Here is a 26849-nt window from a genome sequence, read left to right as displayed (position 1 = left end):
CTTACCCGACGTCACCCTCCCTAGGTTGGGAGGTAGCAAACCTTCCCACAGATGCCTACGCTGCATGGCACACGGTATGGACGCCGCGCGAGCATGTCGTCCATGCCAAGCCATCGGCCGGCGCGCGTGCGCCATTCGGAACGATCGGACATGCCAGACGCTCTGCAAATACCACATCCGCGCCATGAAGTCGCAACGCTTAAGGCGGCCCTGGCAGCCGCCGGGCTGGACCTCGATCGACTGTGCGCGCAAATACGCGCACATCGCGACGAAGCGAACCGTACCGGACAAATTCCCGCAACGTTCTGGCAAGGCGATACGGTCCGTGCTTTGAACCTGAATCTCGTGCCGAGCCAATACGGGGGATGTCCCGGGGTGCAATCGCTCACCTCACGCGTGATGCTGATGGAATATTTGGGCTACGCGGACGCCGCGCTCGCGCTGGCTCTGCCCGGCCCAGGACTTGCCATGCCCCCGGTTATCGCGCTCGCCAACGAACGACAGCAGGCCGCATTCTTCGCGAGCTTTCACAGCGACGCGCCACGCTGGGGTGCATTTGCGATTACGGAGCCCGATTGCGGGTCCGACGCAACAGCCATGCGGACGTCGGCCCGCAAAACCGCGCACGGCTGGGTGCTCAATGGCACCAAATGTTTCATCACGAACGGCGCGCGCGCGAACACGATCATCACGTTCGCAACGATCAACCGCAACGCGGGCCGCTTCGGCATCCGGGCATTTCGCGTCGAGCACAACGCCCCGGGGTTCTCGGTCATGCGTGTCGAACATATGGCCGGGCTGCGGGCCAGCCAACTGGCCGTGCTGTCGTACAGCGATTGCGAAGTGCCTGACGATGCTTGCCTCACGCGCGACGACCAAGCGCCATTGAGCGATGCGTTTTCCGGCGCGCAACGGTCATGGGACTATTTTCGGCCGCTGCTCTCCGCAGTGATGGTCGGCACGTGTCGACGGGTACGTGACGAACTCACAACCTATTTCGAATCGGGCTCACATCCGGCCGACCTGCGATGGAGTCCCGGCGACGTCGACGTGCATCTTTTGGATCTCGATCGGCATATCACGACCGCGCGCCTGCTCTGTCATCACGCAGCATGGCTCGCAGATCAGGGCCATCCGAGCGCCATGCATGCCTCGATGGCCAAGGCATACGCCGCACGCGCGACAGCCCATGTCACTCGAACCGCACTCGCACTCGTTGGACTCGGCGGTATCGCGCATTGTCCATCGCTCGAACAATGCTGCCGAGACGCCAAGGCGTTCGACATCATGGAAGGTACCGGCGACATGCAGCGGCTGATGATCGCCAGCGCTGCCCTACGCGCGCCGCAATTGCCGTGGGAATCCACCTCAGACGCGCTTGCGCATTCAGCCGCGTTGCCGCGTGCATGACCTCACTTGCCCTTCATACCGGAGACGTTCATGACATCCAATTCCGTATCAAATCGCCCTGACGATATTGCTACCGCGCTCAAATCCTGTCTGCTGTCAACGCTCGGCACGCATCTGAGCACCGAGCTCATCGAGGACGACACAAACCTCTTCGACATTGGTGTCGATTCGATGAACATGACCGAGCTCCTGCTGCAAGTGGAGCAGCGCTTCAAGTTTGTGCTTGACCCTGAAGACCTGAGCAGCGACCTCTTCCTGCGATTCGAAAACCTGGTTACATTCGTCGCCTCCCATGTTCCCTCGAACTGAGTCCTGGGTTCCGGCGCCCAGGATCGTCGCGACCGCTCAGTACATCCCATTCGCACGCAGCGCGCACCCTATACGCACCGACGTGAGCTCGCCACTGTGGCAATGCCCGCTTGATTCCGTGATGCAAGCGGTCTATAGCGATACACTGCGCTGGCGTAACGAATGTGATCCCCAACGCGCTCCAAAGGCGCCTTCGCCGCCTACGCCTTCAGACGAGCTCGTCGTAGCCGAGTCGACTCTTTCACTGTCCGACATGGCACTACGCGCGGCACGCCTGTTGTATGACGGTGCCTCACAACTTCCCCGGCCAGACCAAATCATCGTTTGCTCGACCAGCTTCGAACACGATCTGGCATTGTCCTGTGCGGGACGTTTGCATCACGAGCTTGCATCGCGTCGCCCGCCATTCGCGATCGGGCAGCTTCAGGACGTCTCGTTTGCAACGGCGCTCGATCTGACGCTAGCCATGATGGATGCGGACACCGAGTTCAATACCGTCCTGATTGTCGCGGCCGAGCGCTGGCTTCCGCCCTTTTCTCGGTACGTTGACTTACACACGCGCCTCGCCGATGGAGCCGCTGCCGCTCTCCTCACACGCCATCCGACACCTGGCTGGCGCGTGCGCGGCCTGACCATCTGTACGCCGGCCACGCCCAGCAGCTCCAGCGTCATCGCAACGCCTGTCGATTCCGCCACGCTTATCGGCGCCATCAACAAGGCGCTGGCACGAGCTGCCTGTCAGGCCACACAAATGGACTGGATTGTCCCAGCGAAGACGGATAACCGACTATTGCGCAGTATCTGTGCGCACGGTGACTTGCCGCTTGAGCGCATCTGGCTCGCAGATGACACGCCCGGCCACCTTTGCGCAGCACACACACCTGCGCGTCTTGATAGCCTCACGCGGGCTGTTTCGCCTCGCGATGGCCAACATCTGCTTGTATGGTCTACGGGATTTCACGGCCAAGTCGCCTGTGCGATTCTTCAATTCTGCGAAGCACCATTATGAGAACGAGTCCCTTCTCACTTTCCGCGGTCGCCCACAGTCTGCCGGCTCAAACCGTACACGTAAATCAGTGGGTCGAACGTTGCGGTCTGTCTGACGCGAGCGCTCGTGCGCTACGCGATCACGGTGTGGGGCAGTTCCACGACGCCGAGGGTGGGTCCCCAGCAAATCTGGCCGTACGTGCTATCACGACACTTTTGCGCGAAACCGCCACACCGCGCTCAACAGTCGATGCCCTCATTCACACGCATACGATACAGACGAGCGCGCTCGCGCCACCTGCCAGTACAGCCCATTACATTCAACGCCATTGCGGACTGAACCGGGCATTGACGTTCTCCGTCACGCAGCAGCAGTGCGTGTCTCCGATGGCAGCCATCCGGATACTGCTTGCGCTTGCGGCGCGATACCCCACTATCGAGCGCGCCATCATCGTGTGTGCGGACGTCATTGGTTCGGGCTGCGATCGACTTCGTGCGATTGGGGACCTGGCGCTGCATAGCGACGGCGCATGCGCGTTGCTACTTGAACGAGGGGCCGGACACAACGTCATCGCCAGCTTGCATCTATATACCGATGCGCGCTTCTTTCGCGGGACGGACGACACTTTGCAGCCGATTCCCGACGATCGGTACTACTGGTCGGCCTTTACCACCATGCGCGCAGCTATTCGTCAGGCAAACATCGCACCGGATGACATCGCGCACGTATTGCCTCACCACGTCAATCTCCCCGGCTGGGCACGGTTGATGGGAATGCTCACCATTCCCGAGGCGCGGCTATTCATCGCGAATTTCGGCACGGTCGGCCACGCATTCGGTGCGGATCCGTTCATCAATTTCGAGACCTGTCGCAACCAGCAGGCCGGTGAATGGTCGTTGCTTTTTTCTAGTGGTATGGCCGGCTGCTTCGGCGCCCTGGTGATTCGTCATTGACGAACACCGAGCAACTTCCTCAACCCGACGACGCCATTCCACACCATGCGAAACATACTTGACCTCGTGCTGGCAACCGCACATCAGGCACCCGATTCGCACGCGGTCGTATTCGGGGATATCCGCCTGAGCTACCAGGAACTTGCCGAGCGCGCATGTGCACTTGGCGACGCGATCGCCTCGCTCGGCATCGCGCCTGGCGCACGTATCGGCATCTTTCTGGAAAAGCGCATCGAAACCGTCGTGTCGCTGCTGGGTATTGCCGCCGCAGGCTGCGTTTTTGTGCCGATCAATCCGCTGCTCAAACCGCAACAGGTCGCACATATCCTGCACGACTGCGGCGCGATCTGCCTGATTACCAGCGCAACGCGTGCACGCTTGCTAGCCGAGAACGGGCCGCCCGCCCTCACCCATACGATCCTCACAGATGCTCCCGATGAAATGGCACCTACATACGACGGGACTGCACGGGTCCATCGTTGGAGCGAATGCTTCGCTCGGGCGGCTATCGACACGCAACGAAAAGCATCCGATGTCCCGACATCAGGCATTGACACGGACCTCGCGGCCATTCTCTATACATCCGGCTCGACGGGACGACCCAAGGGCGTCATGCTCAGTCACCGCAACCTGCTCGAGGGGGCATGGAGCGTCGCTCATTATCTGAACCATACGCACGCCGATCGAATCCTGGCCGTACTACCGCTTAGCTTCGATGCAGGCCTGAGCCAACTCACGTCGGCCTGGGCAAGCGGCGCCACCGTTGTCCTTGTCAATTACCTCTGCCCACAAGACGTGATAGAGGCCTGCGCGCGTGAGCACATCACCGCGATCACGGGCGTGCCCCCATTGTGGATGCAACTGGCCCATGCTTGCTGGCCCGATGCCGCGCGCGCCACGCTGCGCTACTTTGCCAATACCGGTGGCCGCATGCCCAGGGCAGTACTGCAAGGCCTGCGTGCGCTGTTTCCACATGCCAAACCCTACCTCATGTATGGTCTAACCGAGGCGTTCCGCTCGACCTACCTCGACCCCGCCGAAGTCGATCACCGCCCTGACTCGATCGGCAAGGCCGTGCCCAATGCACGCATCTTGGTCGTGCGCCCCGATGGTTCGCCGTGTGCGCCTGACGAACCCGGCGAACTTGTACACGTCGGCGCGTGCGTCACGATGGGCTACTGGGGTGATGCAGCGCGAACCTCTGAACGCTATCGTCCCTCGCCCGAGCATAAACCTGGCGGGGCTGCGCCAGATACCGCAGTCTGGTCTGGGGACCTCGTGCGACGCGATGCGCACGGCTTTCTGTATTTCATTGCGCGCAACGACGCGCAAATCAAGAGTTCCGGCTACCGGATTAGCCCGGAAGAAATCGAGGAAATCATCCACGAAAGTGGTCTTGTTTCCGAAGTCGCTGCCGTGGGTGTACCCGATGATGCGCTCGGCGAGACGATCACGCTGGTCGTCGTGCCGGCAGTCACGCCGTTTCTCGCCCGAACGCTGCTGTCGTGGTGCAAGCAACGCCTGCCCAGCTACATGGTGCCGCATCGCATCATCGTTCAGACGGACATCCCGCGCAATGCCAACGGCAAATTCGATCGCGTAGCCTTGCGAGACACACTCGTGAGCGCGCCGAACAACGAAGCGAGGCCAATATGAATCGATCATTGACCCGCCGCCATGACGTCCTGTTCGCCGACAGTATCGATGTCACACGGCTTGCCAATCGTGCAGGTTCCACACCGTTTTTCGTCTATGCGCGCGCCGCAATCGATGCCCGCGTGTGCCAGTTGCGTGCAAAACTGCCAGCGTCGATACAGTTGCATTACTCGATCAAGGCCAACCCAATGCCTGCTGTCGTACACCATCTGGCCACGCGAATCGACGGCTTTGACGTGGCCTCCGGCGCCGAGTTGGCATCGGCACTCAACGCAGGCATGCCGCCTGATCAGATCGGCTTTGCAGGTCCGGGCAAAACACGTGAGGAGCTACGGTGTGCAGTGGCCAGCGGCGTGAACGTGCACATCGAATCGCTCACCCAACTGCATCTGGTGGCAGCCCTTGGCTGGGAGCTGGGCCTGCGCCCGAACGTGACAATTCGCGTGAACCCGGATTTTCAGATAACGCATGCCGGCATGCGCATGGGTGGGGGAGCAACTCAATTCGGCATCGACACCGAACAGGTCCCGGCACTACTGCAAGAACTGGGCACATGTGACCTGACACTGGCGGGCTTTCACGTCTTCTGGGGTTCGCAGTGCCTGCACCCGGCTACCATCGTCGAAGCACAGCGGCGCAGTGCCGAGCTCGTCATGAAGCTCGCATCCGATTTGCCACTGCCGCCCCGGTACGTGAATCTGGGCGGCGGTTTTGGCATTCCCTATTTCGAAGGCGAAGTGCCGCTCGATCTCGATGCCGTCGCCCAGCCAATGCACACTTGGCTCTCGCGCATGCAACGCGCTTTGCCCGGTGTGCGCCCCGTGCTCGAATTCGGGCGCTACCTGGTCGGCGAGGCCGGTGCCTATGTATGCCGCGTCATCGATCGAAAAGTTTCACGCGGCACCACCTTCCTTGTCACCGACGGCGGCCTGCACCACCACCTCGCGGCCTCGGGCAACTTCGGGCAGATACTGCGCCGCAATTTCCCCGTGGTACTCGGCAATCGGCTCGGCGATACACCAACTGAGCGATGTCACATCGTCGGCTGCTCGTGCACTCCGCTTGATCGCATCGTCGACGACGTGCTGCTCCCCAAAGCTCAGATTGGTGACTTCGTTGTCGTTCTGCAATCGGGTGCCTACGCGCGCTCGGCAAGTCCCAGGGATTTCCTCAGCCATCCCGAAGCAATCGAGATGCTCGTCTGACACCGATGACTCACACCCAATACGGAGAGAGCCATGATGCGCAACCCTATACCATCATCGTCCGATCTGGTGCCGCCGACATGGGCCATATCTGACGATCAGCGCGCACTCGTCACCGCCTGCCAACGCTTCGCTCGAGACCAGCTCGAGCCTTTGCTCGCTGCTCCGCCGTCGCAAGCGGGCTGGCGCGATATCGTCACGCATGCAAGCTCGCTGGATCTGGGAACCATGATTTTGCCGACGGCCCTGGGCGGTATGGCTATTGGCCAGCACGATCTGTGCGGTATTGTAAGCACGTTGGCCTGTGGCCCGATTGAACGCGCCGCGCAACTCACTCAGAGCATTCCGGCGCTCATGACGCTGCGCGCATACGACATGCTCGATGCGCTCGCGCCTCATCCCATCGGTGACTACTTTAACGGCACGTGCGCGATCGCGCTTACGGTGCCGGATTTTCACGCCGCCACGCTCTGGCATCTGCACGATCAAGATTGCGCGCTCGTTGCAACGCTGATGCTCGCACCGCACGCCCGCGGTCTCGCCCTCATCGACTCGGCCCACGGGGATGCTGAGGCATGCCGCCGCCGCCTCGTTGTGCTTGGCGCTCTTTCTCTTGAGCAATGGCGCTGCAACGGCACACTGTGTGCCGCCCCACTCGCCTCGATCGATCAGTGTGGCGCGCAAAGTGATTCTCCGTCCCAGATATGGCTCACCAACATCGCCCTGTACGTGTCGGCCTTGCTCAGCGGCGCCATGCAGCACGACGTTGCATTTGCACTGCGCTACGGAGCCGAGCGACGCGCATTTCGCAAGCCGATCATGCTGCATCAGCGCGTGGCCACGCGGCTGGCCGACATGCTCATTGCAACGCAAGGCACGCATCTCTTCTTGCGTGCGCTCACGCTTGCCGAGCCGAACATATCAACCGCACTCGTGCGCCAGCTGGTCCGTCACATTGCAGCCGAATCCATGGAGCTCACCCATGAGCTAGTTCAACTTTGCGGCGCACACGGCTATGTCTCAGGGTTACCGCCCGCGGCGCGCCTGACGACATGTCATTGGTTCGCGATGTTGCTCATGCGTGTCGATACGGCGCTCGCTCAGCTCACGGATCGACATACGTCCGACTCCAACAGCGGCGCATCGACATGAATGCGCACCAATGCTCCCGCCATCGCCGCGCGTGCGAACCCCATTCGGTTAGATCCGCGACGTCGCCACGTGAGTGCTGGCTGCGCGAAGCAAATTGTGACGATATGCGCGATATCGCCGATTGGCTTGCGCGTCCGGCCATTGCGCAGTGGTTTGACTTTGGCCTCGGTCGACAATCGCTTTCCTTACTGGCGGTCCAGGCGATGGCGCAAAGTGATCGACATCGGCTACGCGTATTTGGCGTACGCGGCACGAACCGCCCAAGCGGACTGGTCGCGATCAGCGATGTTACTCACCGGTTTGGTCTCGGCTCCTTCTGGGTGCTGCGCGACCCCACTCGCGCCGCATGCGCGAACATAACACTCGCAGCTTCGGGACAGGTGCTTCGAGAAGGTTTCGAGCGCGATAAACTGCATTGCATTAGCGCGTGGGCGGCGCAACGCAATATTCGATCACAGCGACTGCTCGCACGTTTGGGGTTTCGCCTTATCGGTTTGCAACGCGATTGCCATGTCATCGACGGCCAACGCATGGGACGTCTGCTCTACGACCTGCTCCCGCAGGACCTAAGCTTTCCGACGCCAATATGATGCCCCCGGTCGTCACCGCACTGTGCTCCTACGTGCCGCCCGTCGTGAAGCTCGACGAACAGGTATCGGCCATGGAGCCCACCACGACGAGGCCGCTTACCGGCTGGGATGCATGGATGGCCTTGTGGCGCACCGAATGCACACCGTTCGGGCCGACAGCAATGCCTCGTATCGGTCCGAGGGAGAGGTCCCTGCGTGCGCCGATCGCCCACACCACCGATCTGTCTGGGCTTGCGGCATATGTCACGCGGGCGATCTGTGCCGCTCGGCCTCGCGCTGCCGCCTCGGTTGACGTCGTCATTTTTTGCCACAGCAGTGTTGACGAACATATCTCGACAACAACCGCGGGGCGTCTGGCAAGCGTTGTAGGCGCCCCGCGCAGCCCGTGTTTTTCGTTCTCGATCTCGCAGCAGGGCAGCACTGCCCCATTCACGGCCTTACGACTGGCGCAGGACCTGTTCGTCGCCGAACGCGACCTACGTACGATCCTGATTGCTGCCGCAGAGAAGTGGGTGGCACCGTTTTCTCGCCACACTGGAACGGGCCCACTGCAAGGGGACGCAGCCGCCGCCCTCCTTCTGGAACGCTTTGGTGCGAGCACGCGCGGCTTGCGCCTCATCGACGCTCAAACCCATCCTTGTCCGGCACCAAGCGGCGACTCGCCGCATCGCCACGCGCATCCTGACCCACGTCTACTTCAAACGATGCTGCAATTGATCGCCACGCTGCTCGAAAAACACGCGATTGCCCCGTGCGACGTCATCGCCGTCGGACAATGCCACACGCATGCGCTTGCAGCTGCACTGCAGCAGGAACTCGGCATCGCCTCGCTTGCAGGCGTGCACACGCACGATGCGAATCTCGGTGCAGCGGATTCAATCGAACAATTGACGAGCATGGCCCAGACGCATACCTTCCCATCACAGCACACCGTCTTGCTATGGAATATCGCATCATGCGGCTACGTAGGCTGCGCGCTACTCGACGCACATAGTGCGCCTTTGCTCGCGCGCTCCCTTGGCGCGAACTCCTCATGGTAGACACCACAATCGGCATCCCGTGTGTCGCCTACCATCTTCCGGAACATGTCGACTCCGTTCGCCACTGGGCACGTCGCACCGGCCAACCCGCTGCTGTAGTGGCAAAGCTCGAGCAGGCCGGCGTACGCAATTTTCACGTGGCACGCGGGCAAAGTGCCTTCAGCCTCGCGATCCAAGCGGTCGACTCGCTGCTGCGCAATGCACCAATCACCCGCGAGTCAATCGACTGCCTGGTCTACACTCACACGCTGCAGGGTAGCATCACGCCGCCGCCGGTGTCTTTGCCGCGGCAGCTATGCGAGTATTTCCGCCTTGTAGGCGTCCCGTCGTTCCCGTTTGCCCAGCAACACTGTGCGTCCTCGCTCGGTGCGTTGCGCATCATTCGTGCAATGTTCATCGCTCATCCCGCCGTTCATCGTGTACTGCTCGTCGGGGCGGACGTGATGCCTATGGAGACCGAACGTGCGATGGGCGCGTCAGGGCTGCTCGGCGACGGCGCATTCGCCGCGTTGATCGAGCGCCACGCGCGCACCAATCGCCTCGTCGCACTGGCCACGCATGCGAGCGGTCGCGGCTGGCGCGGAATGCTAGGGCAGGTCGAAGCGAGTTTCCTTGCGCAGTACCAGCTCGTCGCGCGAAAGCTCATCACGAAAGTCGCCCAGGATGCACACATTGCGCTCTCCGAGCTCGATCGCATCTTGCCGCCTCATCTGAATCAGCCTGCGTGGCGGCGTCTCGTCCAATCGATGGGTCTGCCACCCGAGCGCCTTTTCGCGCACAATTTTTCCCGTATCGCACACGTTACCGTAAGCGACCCGTTTATCAACCTGGCTGACTGCGGCCCAATCGCGCAAGGCGCCCCCTTGGTGCTCTATGCGCAGGGCGTAGGGGGATTTTCAGCTGCCGCATTGCTGATTCATTAGATGCGCACACTCCACACCCGATCGCCCCTGGAAGCCCATGGCCTCATGCCATGCAGCCGCGGATCGACGTGATATACGCGAGTGCGCGGGTCGATGTATCAAAACATTACATTTTTATGGCTGTGATACGGCTGCAAGCGACTACACTTGCTTTTTGCATGGCGATCGATTGGTCAATAGCAGAACATGCGCCACCTGCAATCGCCACGCATTGTGCTGCTTCAATCCAAAACGACGCACATCCGGCCACCGCGCCGCGCACCAGTGCGCGAAGTTCCTCCGAGGGCCTCCAGTGGATCGAGTCTGTCAACGCGGCGCGGGTGACACACCCACCGTACCGCAGCCTTTAACATCAGGCCTGGCCGGCCGATGGGTACCGCTGGCCACCGCCTTTCTCAATACCGTGGACCTGTCGTCTTTGCTGAAGTTGTTCGGTGACGTGTCCGCTTCGTTGGGCTTCCCACGCTTTGCCATCAGCCGAGTCTCACGAAGACACACGGGAAACGGCCGCGCGATGGCGGTCGAGACGCTTTGCGCACGCTATCCGGATCATTGGGTCGCCCATTACGCGCAACGAGACTACGGTCCGGTCGATCCGGTCCATCGGATGGCGTTTGCCCGTGCCACACCCTATCGATGGGCCGACATCAGAGGCTTGAATCGCATCGAGCAACGCGTGCTCGGTGAGGCACGCGACGCGGGATTAACCAGTGGCGTGAGTATCCCGCTTCGCGAGACCAACGGCGACATCCTGCTGGTGAATCTCGCCAGTCCGTCACCGGAGATCAAGACAGAAGTCCACATGCGGCTCGCGAGCTTAATAGGCGCGCTCTTTCATCAAGAGCTCCATCGATTGATGAAGCCCCATCGGCCTGAGCCGGCGCTTGAACTCTCCCCGCGCCAACAAGAGTGCCTTGCGTGGGTTGCCCGGGGTAAATCGTCATGGGCGATCGCCTCCATTGTTGGCATATCGCCCCATACCGTTGACTACCATATCGCCGAAGCGATGAAGATTCTGGGCATCAACAGTCGAACCGCGGCAGCTGTGCATGCCGTCACAACCGGCTTGATCCAGGTGTAAGCGGCCAGCAGGACCGTATGCGGCAGTTCCTGCCGGCCGCCCCATCATCGACCGGCCTCATTGTGGACTCGTGGCGCCATCAGCACATTCGGGCTTACCCGCGCGTGCCCGCACAATCGCATGCGTCGCGAGGGCGACTCGCTACGGGCGTCCTGTCAACTTCATCGGCGTCGCACCTCCCCACCTAACTAGTTCCCCTCACCTCACGCGCTTGATAGCGTGGCATCGGCTATTTTGTTTGAGGGGAAAATCGTGCCATCCATCTTCGCTGGCAGTTTCGACGACATGCCAACCATGATGCATCGCCGCCTCGGCGTGTTCCGCTACGACGTCTTTGTAGGTCGACTGGGTTGGCAGTTACCCGGAGCGGACGCGACGAGCCTGACCGAATGGGATCAGTTTGATCGGGGTCGTACGATTCACGTCGTCTCGGTCGATCAGGCTCAGCACATTTGCGGGTGTGCACGATTGATACCGACCACACAGCCGTATTTGCTCCAGACACTGTGCGCGCCTTCAGCGGCTCTAGACTTGCCACGCGCACCCACGGTCTGGGAACTGTCGCGGTTTGCCGCCCGCTGCGGGGCAAACCCGATCATGCGCGCATCAACTGGAATGCAGCTGTTTCCTTCGATTCTCGCAATCGCCGCGTCACTGGGCGCCACATGCGTCATCGGTGCCATGACACGTGCCGTGGCACGACTTTACCAGCGTTGCGGTCTGGCGCTCCAAGTCGTCAACACTGTCGAAACCGCAGGTCGTCCAGCCTACCTGATTGGCGCAATCGAACTCACGCGATCGACGTTCACGAATCTGGGGTGCGACGCGCACGAGCTTTTGGCCGCCGTGACATGGCTCGGCGCCCATCCCACGTGAGTCGCACTTTCGATGTCCGTGCCCCCGCCCGATACCAGCGGTCATTGAAAGGCCGCTGGCCGGTGTCAAACACCGTTTCCGACCAGAAACTGGCGGCATTTCGGCGAAATTGCGCGCCGCGCCGGGTTTGAACACACCCGCCCGGCGCGAACGCGCTACATGCGCGGGCCCGCGCGATGATGTCGGCGATCGGTGTCTTTCACCCAGTCCGGCCGAATCGCAGATGCATAAGCCTGAGCACTGCGTGACGCTTCGCCATTGGCCTGAGCAGAAAACCCAAGTCGCTCGTCGATGGCACGCGCCACGGTCGACGATTTGGGCAGGCGTCGAGGATCACAATCGGCCCAAAACGTGAACATGCTCTCGAACAACACGCCCAAGATCGTTGTCGTATAAGGCAATTCGACCGTGACAAGCTTGCCGGGCGAATCAGCTTGAAGGGGCAAACCAGACATTGGCATTGTGGTTCCGCCCATGCCCGTGCACACCGCGTGAAGCTCGCGTTGCAATCGCGCCTCGACATCGCAATGGCTGACGGAAGAATCGACAATTGCACGGGTCAAGTTAGCCAGTTCCTGGGTTTTCAGCTCAAGGCGATTGTGCAATCGACCGACTTCCTGTTCTGCTCGCCGCACGCGCGCTTGCAGCGCCGAGCATTCGTCGGGCGACAGCGAACACTGCTCGTTCGTATAGTCAGCCTTCTCGGGGCGTTCCATGCGTCCACCTCTTCATGACCATGATCACCTCGGCACTGAGCCTCAACGGGATCAACCTACTCAAAAGCGGTAACACCGCACGCCAAAACCCGCTCAATCGCTACGCAATCGATTTGCGATGTCGCCGCATATCGTTCACCGGCCAGCCGATGCAGTGTTTGCTGCAGAACCACGCATCGTCAACTACGAGACTATGGAGGTCAGAAGCGTGAGGTTTTCCGCGACAATTCATTTGAACGCACGCACCCTCGCTTTCGCGAGCCGGTTTAATCGGTCGTACGCGCCGATCTTTTCCAGTTTCGACGCGAGCTCATCCGATAGGAGTCGATTCGATGCCAACGTATCTCGAATTGAAGGCGCAAGCTGAACAGCTCAGAGAACAAGCAGAACAGGCCCGCCTGGCTGAGCTTGACATCGTTCTCGCGGAAGTTCGCGCGCGTGTGGCCGAATACGCGCTGACCCCCGAGCAGGTCTTTGGGCGTCGGCGCAGTGCCTCCGCCCCGCAGGTCGGCCAACGTCGTATCCCGGCCCGGTATCGCGATCCGAAAACAGGCGCGACGTGGAGTGGCCGCGGTCGCGAACCCGGCTGGATCAAGGGGAAAAAACGCGAGCGATTCCTGATCGAACAGGTCTAGAGGGACACCGCGTGGTTTTCTGTCCCGTCTCATGTCGTGCGCGCAGGGCATATCAGTTGCATTGAGCGGGCACAGCGCACAGTGTCTCGGGACTACGCTCGATGAGCACTGATATGGCTCGGTGCAAATTTGCGAAGCACATGCGTTAAAGACTTAGAACGGCACCGATAGGCTGAGCGGCACCAACTCGGGACGCACCATGGCGTCAACGTTGATGGTTTCCGGCGCATCCGTGGAAACAGGGCACGAAATAAGATCGAGGCCGGCTAATACAGCTCATATCGGACAGGTCCGATTGGCCCGGCCAGATGCCGTCCGTACACTGCGGCACATGATTTCGCTGATCCAGTCCTCCTTCGATACGGCGCGCGATGCCGTCGCGCATGTCGCGCGCCGCCCTTCGTTCCTGCGCAAGCTCGACATCGCGGTGCTCGTGCTCATCGTCGCGAGCGTGCTCGTCGTGATGGCCGACAGCGTGCAGGAACTGCACCAGCAATACGGCCACGCGCTCTACGCGGCCGAATGGGCGTTCACGCTGCTGTTTTCCGCCGAGTATCTGCTGCGCCTCTGCACCGCGAAGAAGCCGGTCGCGTATGCGCGCAGCTTCTTCGGCATCGTCGATCTCGTGTCGGTGCTGCCGACCTATCTCGCGTTCTTCTTCCCCGGCCTGCACGCGCTGATCGACGTGCGGCTGCTGCGTCTGCTGCGCGTGTTCCGCATCCTCGGGCTGTCGATCTATCTCGAGGAAGGGCAGATGCTGATCCGGGCGCTCACGCGCGCGCGGCGCAAGATCTTCGTGTTCATCGGCGGGATGTTCGTGCTCGTCGTGATTCTCGGCACCGTGATCTTTCTGGTCGAAGGGCCCGAGCACGGGATCACGAGCATTCCGGTAGGCGTCTACTGGGCGGCCGTGACGATGAGCACGACCGGCTACGGCGACCTGACACCCGTCACGCCGCTCGGCCGGTTGATCACGTCCTGCGCGATCCTGCTCGGCTACGGGATCATCGCGTTTCCGACCGGGATCATGGGCGCCGAACTCGTTGCCTCGGCGATGGAGCGCAACAGGGCGAACACGCGGTCAAGCGACGGCAACGGGCCGTGCTGCCCGCACTGCGGCGTCGCGCTTCCCGCGCAACGTGCGCCGGACACCCATGCGCACCGCAGCGTGCCCGCCAAAGGTCGCCACGCGCGATAGCCGCGGCAAGAATCAGGCCTGTCCCGAGTAGCTTCCGTCGTCGCTGGCGTAATGCGACGGGCAGCATCGGCAAGATCTCCCGGACACGCACGAACGTCTTGATTGCCTCTCGGAACAAATCAGCCTTGTCCATTCCGGGTTCGGCTACCTGGAGGGCTTTCGTATCAAGATCGTCGTCAATCGCTCGTCACGCTGGTTCGCATGGCGGCCCCTGATCGGATTTGACGCACGAACACACCGACGTCAGCAACAATCGACTCGAGAAATTCATGCTCCCACGCGGTTCAGACGCGTGATCGGCCGTTGCCGGGATCCCTCACCCCGCGTGCCCGCCCAGCATCTGCGCGAATGCCGCCAATCCCGTCAGCATGATCTGCACGCCCACGCACAGCAGCAGGAACGCGGAGACGCGCATCGCGACCTTCGTCCCTTCGCTGCCGAGATAGCGCGCCAGCGTCGTCGCACGGCTGTAGATCTGCCAGATCGCGAACGCGACCAGCGCCGCGACCGCCACCGAGATCACGCCGGACAGCACATAATCCTTCACGCCGTGCGAACGGTTCGCATGCAGCGCGATACCGGCCGCGATCGAGCCGGGGCCGATCGTGAGCGGCACCGTCATCGGAAAAAACGCGCGCGACATCATATTCGGGAAATCGCTGCCCTGCGCCATCGACGCGTCGGTCGAGACATCCGGCGCATTCAGCATCGACCAGCCGGCCACGGCCACCGCGAAGCCGCCGCCGATTCGCAACGCTTCCATCGAGATGCCGAAGAAGTTCAGCATCGGCGCGCCAACGAAGAAGATCACGAGCAGCGTGAAGAAAACGTTTCGCCCGAGCTTTTTCGACAGCAGCGCGCGTTCGGGCTCGGTCAGCGACTGCGTGCGCTCGAGAAACACGAATGCCATCCCGAACGGATTGATGATGCCGACGAGGCCCATGAAGCCGAACAGGATTTCGGGGATCAGGCGGTCGAACGTCATTGCGTACCTGCGCTACCGGCTTCGACGAGACGGGTGTGACTCGGCAACGCCACCTGCAGATCCGTGCCCGGCGACACGTCGGCCGATGCCGCACGCGCCGGCTCGCGCGTTTCGGCGAGCCATTGCTTGAACTCCGAGGCGGTCATGCCGACGGCGGCATGAGCCGGCCGGGACGCGGCCGACGATGCGTCGTCCTGACGCTCGGCATGCGTGCGCGATGCCGCGCCCGACGCGGGAGCCGCCGCGGCGAGACGCTCGCGCGCGGTTTCCGGGCGCACCGATTTCCTGCGCGCCGTGCTCGCGGATTTCCGCTCGGAAGGCGTCGCGGCCGATGCACCCGGCATCGGCGCGGCTTCATCGCGTGCGGCCGCCCGTGCGCCGATTACCGCGGCAGCCGCCGCGGCTGCAGTGCCCGGCGCGTCGTCCGGGTCAGCAGGCACGATCACGGGTGCCGTCTCGCTCCGGGCCGGCGTCGTCGCGATCGCCGCCTGATAAACGGTGTTTCGCGCCGGGGCGCGCCTGCCGCCATGAAACGCGTGCGCGCCCGCCAGGCCCACGGAACCCAGTATGAGACCGGCCACCAGCGTCAGCACCGTCGGCTGCCATCCCCGGCGTGCCGGACGCGGCTTCACCCACGGCTTGTTGTCCGAACCGAAATCCGCCGCGCGCACGGCGGCGGGCACCGGCGCCTCGCGCGTGCCGCTCAGGTCGAACACGCCCGGCTTCGGCTGCCTGCTTGTGACGAACGGCCTGCGGCGGCGCCCGAACGGCGGCGGCAGATCTGAAAAAGGCCGCACGAGCGGCAACGCGAAGCGTCCTTCGATGTCTTGCATGCCCATGATGTCGACGACGGATCGCCCGACATCCGCCGCGCCAATCCGTGCTCCCGTGAGTAAATTGATTGGCTTCGAGTATCGCCGTAGGGGATATCCCGAGTAAATCGGACTGGGCTTATTCGAGCGGCAACGATGCGCGTCGACGCAATTTCGTTTCCGGCCCCTTCACGATGCGCCATCGCACGTTCCGGCCGGATACCGATGCGCGGCCTCACAGTTGCGGAAACGAACGCGCGACGCCGCGCGTTCGCGACAAGACCGCGTGGCGCTCAGAACCGCCCGCGCAGCCCGATGAACACTTCGTTCGACGACAGCTTCGACTTCAGTTGCTCGTCGCGCGCCGACACGCGGTTCACGAACGTGTTGAAGCCCGTCTCGACGTTGCCCATGTCGACATAGCGATATCCGACGTCGATCGTGAAACGCTTGTTGATCGCATAGCTCACGCCCGCGCCGGCCGAATACGCGAGGTTGGTCTGCGTCTTCGACGCGAAGCGACGCGTGTCGTTGCCCTGCCAGCCTTCGGCCGACACGATCGCGACACCGACGCCGAGCGTGCCGTACACCGATAAACCACGCCCCAGGTCGAAGTCGCGATAGCCGTTGAGCATCAGCCGCTGCGACGACACATGGAATTCGTTCGCGTTCGCGTCGAACGGCGCCCAGTAGCTGACGAAGTTGCCGGAGCGCTTGAACACGTATTCGCCTTCCGCGCGCCAGCCGTTACCGAACTGGTAGCCGCCCGCGACCGAGCCCGTCACGCGATCCTGCCCGTCCGGGCCGCCGATGCGGCTCGTCACACGCGGGCTCGTCAGCTCCATGTTCACGGCGTTGTCAAACGCGCCGATGACGCGCGCGGTCGCGTAGTAACCCGCGTCGCTCGGGTCCTGCTTTTTCGTTTCCGGTGCGACCGTATCGGCGAATGCCGCGCCCGAGAACAGCAGTGCGAGCGACGACGGGAGGGCGATAGACTTGATCATGACGTGACTTCCTGAACGATGAGAGGAGATCACGCCATCGTAGGAAATTCGTCATGCACGCTGAACCCGTACGCGAACGGGTGGCGCCTCCGTAGCGCTACGGAGGCGCGGCGCTTACTTCGCGTCGTAACGCAGCAGCGGCCGGCCGTTCAACGGTTGAACCACGCGCGCGTTGTGCGAGTAACGCATCCGGAATGCGGTGATGTCGTCCGCCGACAACTCGACCGGCTCGTCCAGCACGTACCATTCGACGTTCTCGGTCAGCGGCGGCGTCGTGAGCGAACCGAGGTAGTGGTAGTAGGTTTTCACTCTGCTCGGCATCAGCGCGGCTGCGTGGAACGATGGCACGCTCGCGGTATCCGCGCCGCGCAGCGCATCCATCACCGCCGCGAACTGCGCGTTCTCGCTGCCGGTGCGATAAAACACCGCGACGACGGCCAGCCGCCCGTCCTGCGAGCGGAACACGAAATGCCCCTCGATCGGATAGCTGCGACCGTCGAGCGTATGCTCTGCCGGCGCGTGGAAATGAATCTGCTGAAGCCGGAAATGCCGCCCGCGGATCGTCGCGCTGCCGCCGGCCAGCACGATCTGGATCGTATGGCCGTTGTCGATCGCCTTCGCGCGGGTGTCGGCGATATGCACGTCGATCGCGACGTTCTCGTCCTCGTAGCGCGTCGCGCGCTTGACCGTTGCGGAATCGATCGCGACCGGCGACTGCGCGTCGCCGGATTCGAGATGCCACTCGCGCTGGTGATCGTAGTCGAAGCCATGATCGGTCGGCGCGGCAGGCGCCGATGCCGGCGCATCGGCCGCATGCGCGCCGGGCGCGATCGCCGTCGTCGCGAACAGCGCCGCCGCGGCAAGCCGGATCATCGTGATTCGGGTCGTATTCATTCGAATGCTCTCTACTGAAAAAACAAAGCGATGCCACGCTCGATGCGAGTCGGTCGAAACCGGCCGCGCGGGCGTGGCGGAAAAAATCGGGGTAAGCGGTCATCACGGAGCACAACGTGCCCACGTTCGTTCCGCGCGGGAATCGCGGTCGGGCGCGCGATTCGGTCCTTGCCGCGAGTCAGGCCGGACGCGACCCGACTCGCGTTGCGAAATCGCACGACGTAGGGACACCGCGTGTCGAGCCGCTTCCGCTCCTGCGCCGCGGCATCGTCGCGCCGCTACGTCGCCGATACGCCCGCGAGCGCCGCGTAGTCGCGCACCAGCTCGACGAGTGACGCGACCTGCAATTTGTCGAACAGGTTCGCGCGATACGTCTCGACCGTGCGCGGCGACAGCCCGAGATCGCGCGCGATTGCCTTGTTGCTGCCGCCGCGCACGATGCCGTCGAGCACGTCGCGCTCGCGCGCGCTCAGCGTCGCCATCCGGCTCGCGCGGACCTGTTCCGCCGCGTCGCCGTCGCGCCGGTCCGCGTGCCCGCGCAGCGCCTGCTGGACCACGTCGATCAGTTCGTCGTCGTCGACCGGCTTGCGCAGGAAATCGCACGCGCCGCGCTTGAACGCACGCCGGCACGCATCGACGTTGCCATGGCCGGTCAGCACGATCACCGGCAGGATGCGCCGGCCGGCGAGACAATCGAGCGCGTCGAGCCCGCTCATCCCCGGCATCCGCAGGTCGAGCAGCACGCAGCCGAGCGTGCTGTCGTCGGCTTCCGCGAGAAACGCGTGCGCATCGGCGAAACGGCGGGTGCGCAAGCCGACGGTCCACAGCAGCAGCGCGAGGCCGTCGCGCACGGCTTCGTCGTCGTCGACGATCGCGACGACGGACCCGGCCTCCGGCGGATGCATGGCTTCATGCGTGCTCATCCATGCCCCTCCCGCGCCATCGGCAGCAACAGCACCGCCTCGGCACCGCCGGACGGCAGGTTCCGAATGGTCAGCGCGCCGTCCTGACGCTGCGCGAGCGTGTCGCACAACGGCAGCCCGAGGCCGAGCCCGTCCGTGCGCGTCGTGAAGAACGGCTCGAACAGCCGCGGCAGCGCGTCGTCCGGCACGCCCGGCCCGGTGTCGGTCACACTGAACCGGTAATGCCGGCCGTCGCGTGCACCGCTCACGCGGATCTCGCCGCGCGGCGCACCTGCCAGCGCGTCGCGCGCGTTGCGGATCAGGTTGTGCAGGATCTGCTCGACCGCGACCGGATCGGCCAGCGGCCGGGCGCGCGGCGCCGCGTTGCGCCACGTCAGCGCGACGTGCTCGCGCGCCGCGTCGTCCGCGTGCAGGAACAGCAGCGACGCCATCAGCGCGTCCGGATCGAGCGCACGGCGCGCGTCGTCGCGGCTCGACGTCATCGCGGTGCGCAGGCGGTCGAGAATCGCCGCGGCGCGCTTCGCCTGCGCGACGCTCGTCTGCAACGCACGGCGCACGCTGTCGCGCTCCGACGGCGTATCGAGCATCCGCTCGGCTGCGCGCGTGTGCGTGACGATCGCGGTCAGCGGCTGGTTCAGCTCATGCGCGAGGCCGGCCGCCATTTCGCCGAGCGTATCGAGGCGCGTCACGCCGTCGAGCCGCGCGCGGGCGTGCTCGCGGCGACGCGCGTCGCGCAGCCGCCACGCGCCGAGCGCGCCCAGCACCAGCAGCGCGGCCACGACATTCCACAGCGCGATCGACAGCCACGGCAGGTCGGCCGCCGTGAGCGTGCGCGTCGTCGTCAGCACATACGCCTGCGGTCGTGCAGGCAGGTGTTTTTCGACGTGCATCGTCCAGCCGAACGGCGTGGCCGGCGCGTCGCGATGCAGCAGCTCGAACGCGCGCCCTTGCAGATGCAGCGCCGCGGATGCCAGCGAATCGGGCCAGTCGCCCGGCGCCAGCAGTTGCCCCGGGTCGATCCGCACGGCCCAGCCGGAATCGGCGGCGAGCCAGTAACCGTCGCCGGCGAATTCGATCGAGAACATCGTGGCATCGCGCGGCGGCGAGCGTCGAACGGCGAGACTGGCATCGTGCCGGCCCGCACCCGGCGGCCGGAACTCGAGCCCGTCGAGCTGGGGCATCCGCGTGCGCAGCGTGTCGAGCATGTGCGGCGGCGGCGCGGACAACGCGGTCGCGCCGAGCGTCGCGAGCATCGCTTCGTGCTGCGCGGCCTTCTGGCCGAGCACGCGTATCGCGATGCTCGAATCCTGGAAGAAGCGGTCATACGCGTCGCCGGCCGCGCGCGACACGACGAGCGCGGTGCCGGCAACGCTCAGCGCCAGCCATGCGCAACACAGCGCGGCGCGAACGGATGATTTCATGGTGATGGCAAGCAAGGGCGGCGCGCAGCCCGGAGACAGCAGGCCGCACAGCGAAGATACCGCGCGACATCCGCCGCCATGGAACGGCACAGCGTACCGGACGCACAACGCCTCCGGCATGCGGCAAGTCCGATACCGGTTATGCGTCGCGTCCGGCATTGTCGGCAAGAAGCCGCTGCGCGTGGTCCGATTCTGCGTGCGCAACCGATCGGCCCGGTCTGAAACTTGCAAATACGCGCGCGGCGGGTGGATCACGCGCGATCGACAACGACGCGCGGTTGGTTGCAATTTCAGACTGGGCTGATTCACACGCTGCATGCGCATGACGACAATCATTCCACGGTATGCCTGTCATGACCCGAATGCGGGCATGCCGTGGTTTCCAGAGATAGATAGTCGATATTCATCCCGCCCGCGTGGCGGGATCTTTTTCGCGCGGCGTTCGCCGATCGAATGTCATGCGCGCATCGAGCCCGTCCATGATCTCTTCCTTGTTCGCACGAAGCGGGCCTGTCGAAGCCGCTTCCGCTTCACCGGACGACCGCCGCGACAGCGCCGCACCCGGCGGCGGCCGCGCCGCCACGACCCGTCGACGCACCCGCGCACGCCGTCCGGGGGCGCCGCTCACGCGCACCCGCCACCGGCACGAGCGATGCACGCGCCGCTCGTGACGAACGACGCATCGACGCTGTCGATCGGCATCCTGACGATCGATCATCCGTCGCGTCACGCATTCGACGATCGCCTGCGGCGCGCGGGTCACGGTTACGACCGCCTGCGGATCAACGACGTGCTGCGCCGCGCGGGCTACCGCCCCGTGCGCTTCGAATACCTGCCCGACCTGCTCGCTGCGTGCGACATGCGACCGTTCGACCTCATCGTCGTGCAATGCGAAACGCCGTGCTACCGCACCGCGGAGGCGGTCCGCACGCTGCGCGCGCGCTTCGCCGTGTCAATGCCGTTGCTCGTGACCAGCCAGCACGACGACGACGGCGCGCGGGCGATCGCGTTCGACGCCGGCGCGAACGAATACCTGCCATACGCATCGCCGGCCGAAACGATCGTGTCGAGCATGTCCACGTGGCTGCGGTGGTCGCACTACCGGACGACGCACCAGCGTCACTGGCGCATCGGCTGCTTTGAATTCGACACCGCCAATCGCACGATATGCGTCGACGGCACCGAACACGTGCTCACCGAGAAGCATTTCCAGATCGCGACCGCGCTGTTCATGAACCTGGGCCGGCCGCTGTCGCGCCCGCACCTGAGCCAGCTCGTGTGGGGCTCGCTCGTCGCGGTGTCGAGCCGCCGCCTCGATACGCACATCACGAACCTGCGCGGGCGGCTCAAGCTCGACGGCCGCTATGGGCTGCGGCTGATGACCGTGTACGGATATGGCTACCGGCTCGTCGAATGTGAGCCGGGGAGCGAACACGACGCCATATCCGCACACGAAAACAGGCCTGGCCCCGAGCCACGCCCGGCCGGATAAGCGCCGGCCGGCCGCGGCCGCTCGCGCGCCGGCCCAGCTCGCCGCCATTGCGCCGCCGGCCAATCGCCGGCCGGGTGCGCTCGGCGCCTGAAGGCCGGCTCCCGGCGTGCCTCCTTCGGCGCGCCCCCAATCACTACACCGCGACACGATCGGTCTCCCTTATCATGGCGAAACCTTCCGACCGCCCGTGCCACGATGGATCATCGCGCCGCCTCCGACCGCAGCCGCCCCGCCTCCCGCACGCCCGTCGGGCGCCGCCAGCGCACGCTGCTGTATGCGGGCGGCATCGGCGTGACGCTCGCCGCGCTGGCCGCCAGCGGCACGCTGCTGTACGCGATGGGCAAGGACTACGTGCAGGAGCGCTACACGCAGTTCGCGGTGCGCCAGTTCTTCGTTCGCTTCGAGTTCAACCTGCGCACGACCGGCATGGACACGCTGGTCACGCACGAGGAAGCGGTCTGGAACACGCGCGCGACCGATCCCGCGCTTGCGGCACAACTCGCCGCCGGTAACGGCCGGCTCGTGCTGCAAGGCAGCCCGCGCTTCACGCCGGTGCTCGCCGTCGCCGACCTGTCCGCCGGGCGGCCCGCCGCGTCGTATGCGCGCGATCTCGCGATGTCGAGCGAGATGACCTACCGCGTCGGCGCGTACGTCGCGAAACAGGAGGCCGATCGCGCGATCGCCGGTTACGCGTACGACGCCGACCGCCATTTCGCGCTGATCATTCCCCGGCCCGCCGCCGATCCGCTGGCGGCCACCGGCGCGGCAGACGTCGCCGCGCTGCTCGGCAAGGTCGCCGGGGACCTCCCGCCCGCGCCGGCCGGCCGCTACGTGTGGCACGCGCCCGCGCACGACCCGGTCCAGCAGCGCGACGTGTTCCGGCTGGTCGGCACCGTGTACGACGCCGGGCAGCCGCGCGTCGTGTTCATCTCGACGCTGCCCACGAACCTGCTGTGCGAACGGCTCGCCGGAATCGAACAGGACGACGCCGCGATCGTCGCCGATACCGCCGGCCGCGTGGTGCTGCGCGCCGGCGCGGCGGAACGGGGCGACGCATCGGCGACTGTGGTCGAGCGGCTCGCCGACGCCGCGCGCGCCGCGCCCGCCGACGGCCCGCTGCGCACGCATCGCGCGGGGTATTTCACCGTCAGCCAGCGCATCCCCGGTACCGACTGGACGCTCGTCCAGTCGTTTTCGACGCGCTCAATGCTGGCCGCGCTCGCCGCGCGCGTCGGCTGGTATGCGGCGCTGATGACGCTCGCGCTCGGCTTCGCGTGGACGCTGCTCGTGCTGTTCGACCGCCGCGTGCTGAAGCCCGACGACGCACGCACGCGGCGCATCGTCGACAGCGAGAAACTGAACCGCACGATCGTCGAAGCCGCGCCGGCCGGCATCGCGCTGCTGTCGCTCGACGACGGCGCGGTGCTGCTGCAGAACGACACGATGCGCGCGTACGACGCGCGCGCCGCTGCCGGCGCGCCGTCGCTCGCCGCCAGGCTGTTCGCACGCTTCGACCGCTCGCCCGGCGCGAACGCGTGGCAGCCCGACCTGCACGTCGCGCTGCCGACCGCGCACGGCGACACCGTCGACCTGCTCGCCACGCTCGTGCGCACGCGCTATCGCGACGCGGACGTGCTGCTGTGCAACGTGTCCGACATCACGTCGCAGAAGGCGATCGAACGCCATCTCGACGAAGCACGGCGCGCGGCCGATGCGGCCAACGACGCGAAATCCGCGTTCCTCGCGACGATGAGCCACGAGATCCGCACGCCGCTGAACGCGATCCTCGGCAACCTGGAGCTGATCGGCCGCGAGCCGCTGTCGGCGACGCAGGGCGAGCGGCTGCATACGGTCGAAGGCGCGTCGTCGACGCTGCTCGGGCTGATCAACGACATCCTCGACCTGTCGAAGATCGAGGCCGGCCAGATGTCGCTGGAAGCGATCCCGTTCGATCTCGCGGACACGATCCGGCAGACCGGCGCGATGTTCGAGCCGCTCGCCGCGGCGAAGGGGCTGCAGTTCGACGTGATCGTCGACGATGCGCTTGCGCCGCGCTACATCGGCGACCCGACCCGCATCCGGCAGATTGCCGCGAACCTCGTATCGAACGCGATCAAGTTCACGAGCGACGGCGACGTGACGCTCGAGGTCTATCTGCGCGACGATGCCGATCCTGAGTCGCCGGTCGTGATCGGCGTCAGCGATACCGGCATCGGGATGACCGACGCGCAGCGCGCGGCGCTGTTCAAGCCGTTCACGCAGGCCGACACGTCGATCACGCGCCGCTTCGGCGGCACCGGGCTCGGCCTCGCGCTGACGAAGCGGCTCGCAACGATGATGGACGGCACGATCGACGTGAAGAGCGAACCGGGCGACGGCAGCACCTTCGTCGTCACGCTGCCGCTGCGGGCGGCCAGCGCCGACGAAGCCGCGCAGGACGATACGCGCGAGCAAGACGCGGCCGCGCGGCCGGCGCTCGCCGCCCGCGTGCTGGTGGTCGACGATCATCCGGTCAACCGCACGCTCCAGCAAAGCCAGCTCGTCGCGCTCGGCTACGAAGCGCAGACAGCCGAAGACGGTGCGTCCGCGCTGCGCCGCTGCGCGGATGCGCGCTACGACCTCGTCATCACCGACCTCAACATGCCCGGCATGGACGGCTACACGCTGGCGCGGGCGCTGCGTGCGCAATACCCTGATCTGCCGGTGGTGGCGAGCACCGCGCATGCGAGCGCGGAAGAGCGGGCACGGTGCGCGGAAGCGGGCATGGTCGACGTGCTGGTCAAGCCCGTGCTGCTCGACACGATCGACCGCACGGTGCGGCGCTTCGCGAATCTCGCCGACGTAGCCCGACCGCGCGCGTCGTCGCTGGCCGATCTCGCGGACGGTCCGCTGCCGCCGGAAGTCCAGGCGCTGCTGACCGACAGCGTCGAGCGTTCGCTCGCGGCGATCCGTGCCGCGCTCGCAAAAGAAGATCTTCGGACGCTGCGCGACGAGCTGCATGCGCTGCGCGGCGCGTTCGCGACGATCCACGAGCATGCGGCGGCCGATGCGGTCGGCACGATGCAGGACGCCGCGCGGGCCGGCGACACCGCGTCGCTCGCGTCGCTGCTCGCCGCGACCGAACGCGTCGCGCACGACGCGCTGCGACGACGCACCGGGCTGACGCCCTCGCCCTGAACGCCGCGCGCCTCGCTTCAAAAATCAGACTGGGCTGATCGCCGCGTCCCGCCCGCATCCCTAGGATGGCAAGACGCTCGCGGATTCCGCATCGACCGCGCGCGGCCGCCGCCGTCGCGATGCGTCCGGCAGCGGAACGATGCGAAAGGAAATCGCCCGATGAAGAAAGCCGGTTCGCGCAAACGCGGCCATTCCTCGCTGACGAAGATCATGCTGCTTCCGCTATCGACGGAACAGGTGCGCGCCGTGTCGCTGGAAGCTCACATGGCGCTGGCGTTACTGCGCTCGGGCAACGGTTGCTTCGACCAGGCAGTGTGCCTGATGCGGGCGGTCTACATGGCATTCTTTCTGCGCGCCGAGACCGGCGCGGGCGCAAATATCGACCTCTACCGGCACGCCGACGACGCACTGGCGGAATGCAACCTGCGCGCGGAGCGCGGCGAGCCGTGGCGGCTGCTCGACCACGAAGCCGCGGCCGTCGAGTGCGTGCTGATCGTGTACGACGAACAGCTCGCGGCGGTGCCGCGCTATCGCTATCGGCAGGCCTGGGAGCGCCTGCATCGCGTGGTCGCGGGCCGCATGCAGTCGCCGGTGGCTGCCGGCGAAGCGGTGGCGTAACCCGCAGGCGCGGTGCGCAGGATCAGGACGTAGGGCTAGTCCTACAGCACCGCCGCGGCGATTCAGCCCGGGACGACAGATTCGGATGGGTCCGATCCTTACCATGATTTCAGATACCCAACACACTGAAAGGAGTAAGGACATGAACAAGACCTACCGAAACATCTGGAACGCCGCGACCTGCACGTGGACCGCCGTCGCGGAAACCGCCAAGTCGCAGTCCAAGGGTTCGGCACGCGCGGCGCTCTCCGCCGTCGCGGTAGTGGTCGCGCTCGGTGCTCCCTTCGGTGCGGCGACGGCAGCCGAGGTTTGCCCGACGGACAGCGAACAGGCAAGCGACACGAGTACCGCGAGCGAATGCACGATCGTGCCGCCGAGCGGCGCGCAATCGCGATCGATCACGCCGATGGCGGATGCCGTGGACGATACCTATATCAAGGTACTGCCGGCTACGACCGGCGGATCGGTTGCATCGGCCTCGGGAACCGCCGCGATCGCAATCGGCAACAGCGCCACCGCAAACGGCACGTCGGTCCTGGCACTCGGCTCCGGCGCGACCGCGACCGGCACCGGTTCGATGGCCTTCGGCCGCCTTGCAATGGCGACCGGCCCGACGGGCGCGATCGCGATCGGCAATGACTCGACCGCGACCGGCGGCACGGGGGCAACCGCAATCGGAAACAACGCAACGGCAAATGGAACGTCGGTCCTGGCTGTCGGCTCGTCGGCGACCGCGACGGGTTCCGGTTCGGTCGCACTCGGCCGTCTGGCAAGCGCCACGGCAAGTTCCA

The 26849-nt window shown here is 64.7% G+C and carries 24 protein-coding genes and 2 pseudogenes; 18 read left to right on the top strand and 8 right to left on the bottom strand.

Going from position 1 to position 26849, the window contains the following annotated elements:
- Window positions 1-150: 150 nt before the first annotated feature.
- From WS54_RS01200 to WS54_RS01145, 12 genes are all read left to right on the top strand, one after another.
- Window positions 151-1410 (top strand): acyl-CoA dehydrogenase family protein, encoded by a 1260-nt coding sequence (locus tag WS54_RS01200; protein ID WP_059781616.1) that lies wholly within the window; start codon window positions 151-153, stop codon window positions 1408-1410.
- A gap of 30 nt (window positions 1411-1440) precedes the next feature.
- A complete protein-coding gene (locus WS54_RS01195) occupies window positions 1441-1719 on the top strand; it encodes an acyl carrier protein (RefSeq protein WP_059781662.1) in 279 nt (92 codons plus the stop codon).
- A 121-nt stretch (window positions 1720-1840) separates the two neighbouring features.
- Window positions 1841-2728, top strand: a complete 888-nt coding sequence (locus WS54_RS01190; protein WP_236872737.1) for a 3-oxoacyl-[acyl-carrier-protein] synthase III C-terminal domain-containing protein — start codon at window positions 1841-1843, stop codon at window positions 2726-2728.
- Window positions 2725-3660, top strand: coding sequence for a 3-oxoacyl-[acyl-carrier-protein] synthase III C-terminal domain-containing protein (locus WS54_RS01185; RefSeq protein ID WP_059781619.1), 936 nt, complete (start codon window positions 2725-2727; stop codon window positions 3658-3660). The genes WS54_RS01190 and WS54_RS01185 overlap by 4 nt, the downstream gene beginning before the upstream one ends.
- A gap of 45 nt (window positions 3661-3705) precedes the next feature.
- A complete protein-coding gene (locus tag WS54_RS01180) occupies window positions 3706-5316 on the top strand; it encodes an acyl-CoA ligase (AMP-forming), exosortase A system-associated (RefSeq protein WP_059781621.1) in 1611 nt (536 codons plus the stop codon).
- Window positions 5313-6521, top strand: a complete 1209-nt coding sequence (locus WS54_RS01175) for a pyridoxal-dependent decarboxylase, exosortase A system-associated (protein ID WP_059781623.1) — start codon at window positions 5313-5315, stop codon at window positions 6519-6521. The genes WS54_RS01180 and WS54_RS01175 overlap by 4 nt, the downstream gene beginning before the upstream one ends.
- A 33-nt stretch (window positions 6522-6554) precedes the next feature.
- Window positions 6555-7673, top strand: a complete 1119-nt coding sequence (locus WS54_RS01170; protein WP_054928414.1) for an acyl-CoA dehydrogenase family protein — start codon at window positions 6555-6557, stop codon at window positions 7671-7673.
- Window positions 7670-8263, top strand: a complete 594-nt coding sequence (locus WS54_RS01165) for a GNAT family N-acetyltransferase (protein ID WP_082409426.1) — start codon at window positions 7670-7672, stop codon at window positions 8261-8263. Before WS54_RS01170 ends, WS54_RS01165 begins: the two co-directional genes overlap by 4 nt.
- Window positions 8264-8307: 44 nt before the next feature.
- Window positions 8308-9303 carry a 3-oxoacyl-ACP synthase gene (locus tag WS54_RS34110; protein ID WP_227745910.1) on the top strand — a complete coding sequence of 332 codons (996 nt, stop codon included), beginning with the start codon at window positions 8308-8310 and terminating at the stop codon, window positions 9301-9303.
- A complete protein-coding gene (locus WS54_RS01155) occupies window positions 9297-10226 on the top strand; it encodes a 3-oxoacyl-[acyl-carrier-protein] synthase III C-terminal domain-containing protein (RefSeq protein ID WP_059781626.1) in 930 nt (309 codons plus the stop codon). Before WS54_RS34110 ends, WS54_RS01155 begins: the two co-directional genes overlap by 7 nt.
- A 418-nt stretch (window positions 10227-10644) precedes the next feature.
- Window positions 10645-11307 (top strand): LuxR family transcriptional regulator, encoded by a 663-nt coding sequence (locus tag WS54_RS01150; RefSeq protein ID WP_230391290.1) that lies wholly within the window; start codon window positions 10645-10647, stop codon window positions 11305-11307.
- Window positions 11308-11526: 219 nt separating this feature from the next.
- Window positions 11527-12183: an acyl-homoserine-lactone synthase gene (locus tag WS54_RS01145; RefSeq protein WP_230463086.1), complete on the top strand. Its 657-nt coding sequence runs from the start codon at window positions 11527-11529 to the stop codon at window positions 12181-12183.
- Window positions 12184-12338: 155 nt separating this feature from the next.
- On the opposite strand, the gene WS54_RS01140 is transcribed toward WS54_RS01145, so the two are convergent.
- Window positions 12339-12899, bottom strand: coding sequence for a hypothetical protein (locus tag WS54_RS01140; protein WP_077178144.1), 561 nt, complete (start codon window positions 12897-12899; stop codon window positions 12339-12341).
- A gap of 332 nt (window positions 12900-13231) precedes the next feature.
- Here WS54_RS01140 and WS54_RS01135 point away from each other — a divergent pair, with 332 nt between their 5' ends.
- Window positions 13232-13534 carry an H-NS histone family protein gene (locus tag WS54_RS01135; protein WP_059781631.1) on the top strand — a complete coding sequence of 101 codons (303 nt, stop codon included), beginning with the start codon at window positions 13232-13234 and terminating at the stop codon, window positions 13532-13534.
- Window positions 13535-13865: 331 nt separating this feature from the next.
- Window positions 13866-14732 carry an ion transporter gene (locus WS54_RS01130; RefSeq protein WP_059781634.1) on the top strand — a complete coding sequence of 289 codons (867 nt, stop codon included), beginning with the start codon at window positions 13866-13868 and terminating at the stop codon, window positions 14730-14732.
- A 79-nt stretch (window positions 14733-14811) separates the two neighbouring features.
- Here WS54_RS01130 and WS54_RS34105 read toward each other — a convergent pair.
- From WS54_RS34105 to WS54_RS01095, 7 genes and pseudogenes are all read right to left on the bottom strand, one after another.
- Window positions 14812-14913, bottom strand: a pseudogene (locus WS54_RS34105) (type II toxin-antitoxin system VapB family antitoxin); the annotation flags it as partial.
- Window positions 14914-15048: 135 nt separating this feature from the next.
- The gene (locus WS54_RS01120; protein WP_059781636.1) at window positions 15049-15717 is read right to left on the bottom strand and encodes a MarC family protein; all 669 of its coding nucleotides are present in this window, start codon (window positions 15715-15717) and stop codon (window positions 15049-15051) included.
- A complete protein-coding gene (locus tag WS54_RS01115; protein ID WP_236872736.1) occupies window positions 15714-16433 on the bottom strand; it encodes a hypothetical protein in 720 nt (239 codons plus the stop codon). Before WS54_RS01115 ends, WS54_RS01120 begins: the two co-directional genes overlap by 4 nt.
- Before the next feature lie 389 nt (window positions 16434-16822).
- A complete protein-coding gene (locus tag WS54_RS01110) occupies window positions 16823-17533 on the bottom strand; it encodes an outer membrane protein (RefSeq protein WP_059781638.1) in 711 nt (236 codons plus the stop codon).
- Between the two features lie 114 nt (window positions 17534-17647).
- Window positions 17648-18427 (bottom strand): carbonic anhydrase family protein, encoded by a 780-nt coding sequence (locus WS54_RS01105; RefSeq protein ID WP_059781640.1) that lies wholly within the window; start codon window positions 18425-18427, stop codon window positions 17648-17650.
- 278 nt (window positions 18428-18705) lie between these two features.
- A complete protein-coding gene (locus tag WS54_RS01100) occupies window positions 18706-19350 on the bottom strand; it encodes a response regulator transcription factor (protein ID WP_082725089.1) in 645 nt (214 codons plus the stop codon).
- Window positions 19347-20771, bottom strand: a complete 1425-nt coding sequence (locus WS54_RS01095) for a sensor histidine kinase (RefSeq protein WP_059781642.1) — start codon at window positions 20769-20771, stop codon at window positions 19347-19349. The genes WS54_RS01100 and WS54_RS01095 overlap by 4 nt, the downstream gene beginning before the upstream one ends.
- A gap of 322 nt (window positions 20772-21093) precedes the next feature.
- Here WS54_RS01095 and WS54_RS01090 point away from each other — a divergent pair, with 322 nt between their 5' ends.
- The 4 genes and pseudogenes from WS54_RS01090 to WS54_RS34495 form a co-directional block, all read left to right on the top strand.
- Window positions 21094-22263: a response regulator transcription factor gene (locus tag WS54_RS01090; protein WP_236872735.1), complete on the top strand. Its 1170-nt coding sequence runs from the start codon at window positions 21094-21096 to the stop codon at window positions 22261-22263.
- Window positions 22264-22458: 195 nt separating this feature from the next.
- Entirely contained in the window at window positions 22459-25440 is a 2982-nt protein-coding gene (locus WS54_RS01085) for a sensor histidine kinase (RefSeq protein ID WP_059781644.1), read from the top strand.
- 159 nt (window positions 25441-25599) lie between these two features.
- Window positions 25600-26058, top strand: coding sequence for a hypothetical protein (locus WS54_RS01080; protein WP_059781645.1), 459 nt, complete (start codon window positions 25600-25602; stop codon window positions 26056-26058).
- Between the two features lie 85 nt (window positions 26059-26143).
- A pseudogene (locus tag WS54_RS34495) lies at window positions 26144-26713 on the top strand (ESPR-type extended signal peptide-containing protein); the annotation flags it as partial.
- Between the last annotated feature and the right edge of the window lie 136 nt (window positions 26714-26849).

Origin of the sequence: Burkholderia sp. NRF60-BP8 (genome assembly GCF_001522585.2) — a bacterium.
In the GTDB taxonomy this organism is placed as follows: domain Bacteria; phylum Pseudomonadota; class Gammaproteobacteria; order Burkholderiales; family Burkholderiaceae; genus Burkholderia.
The sequence above is the reverse complement of the archived record's forward strand: the minus strand, read 5'-3'. Positions and strand labels throughout refer to the sequence as shown.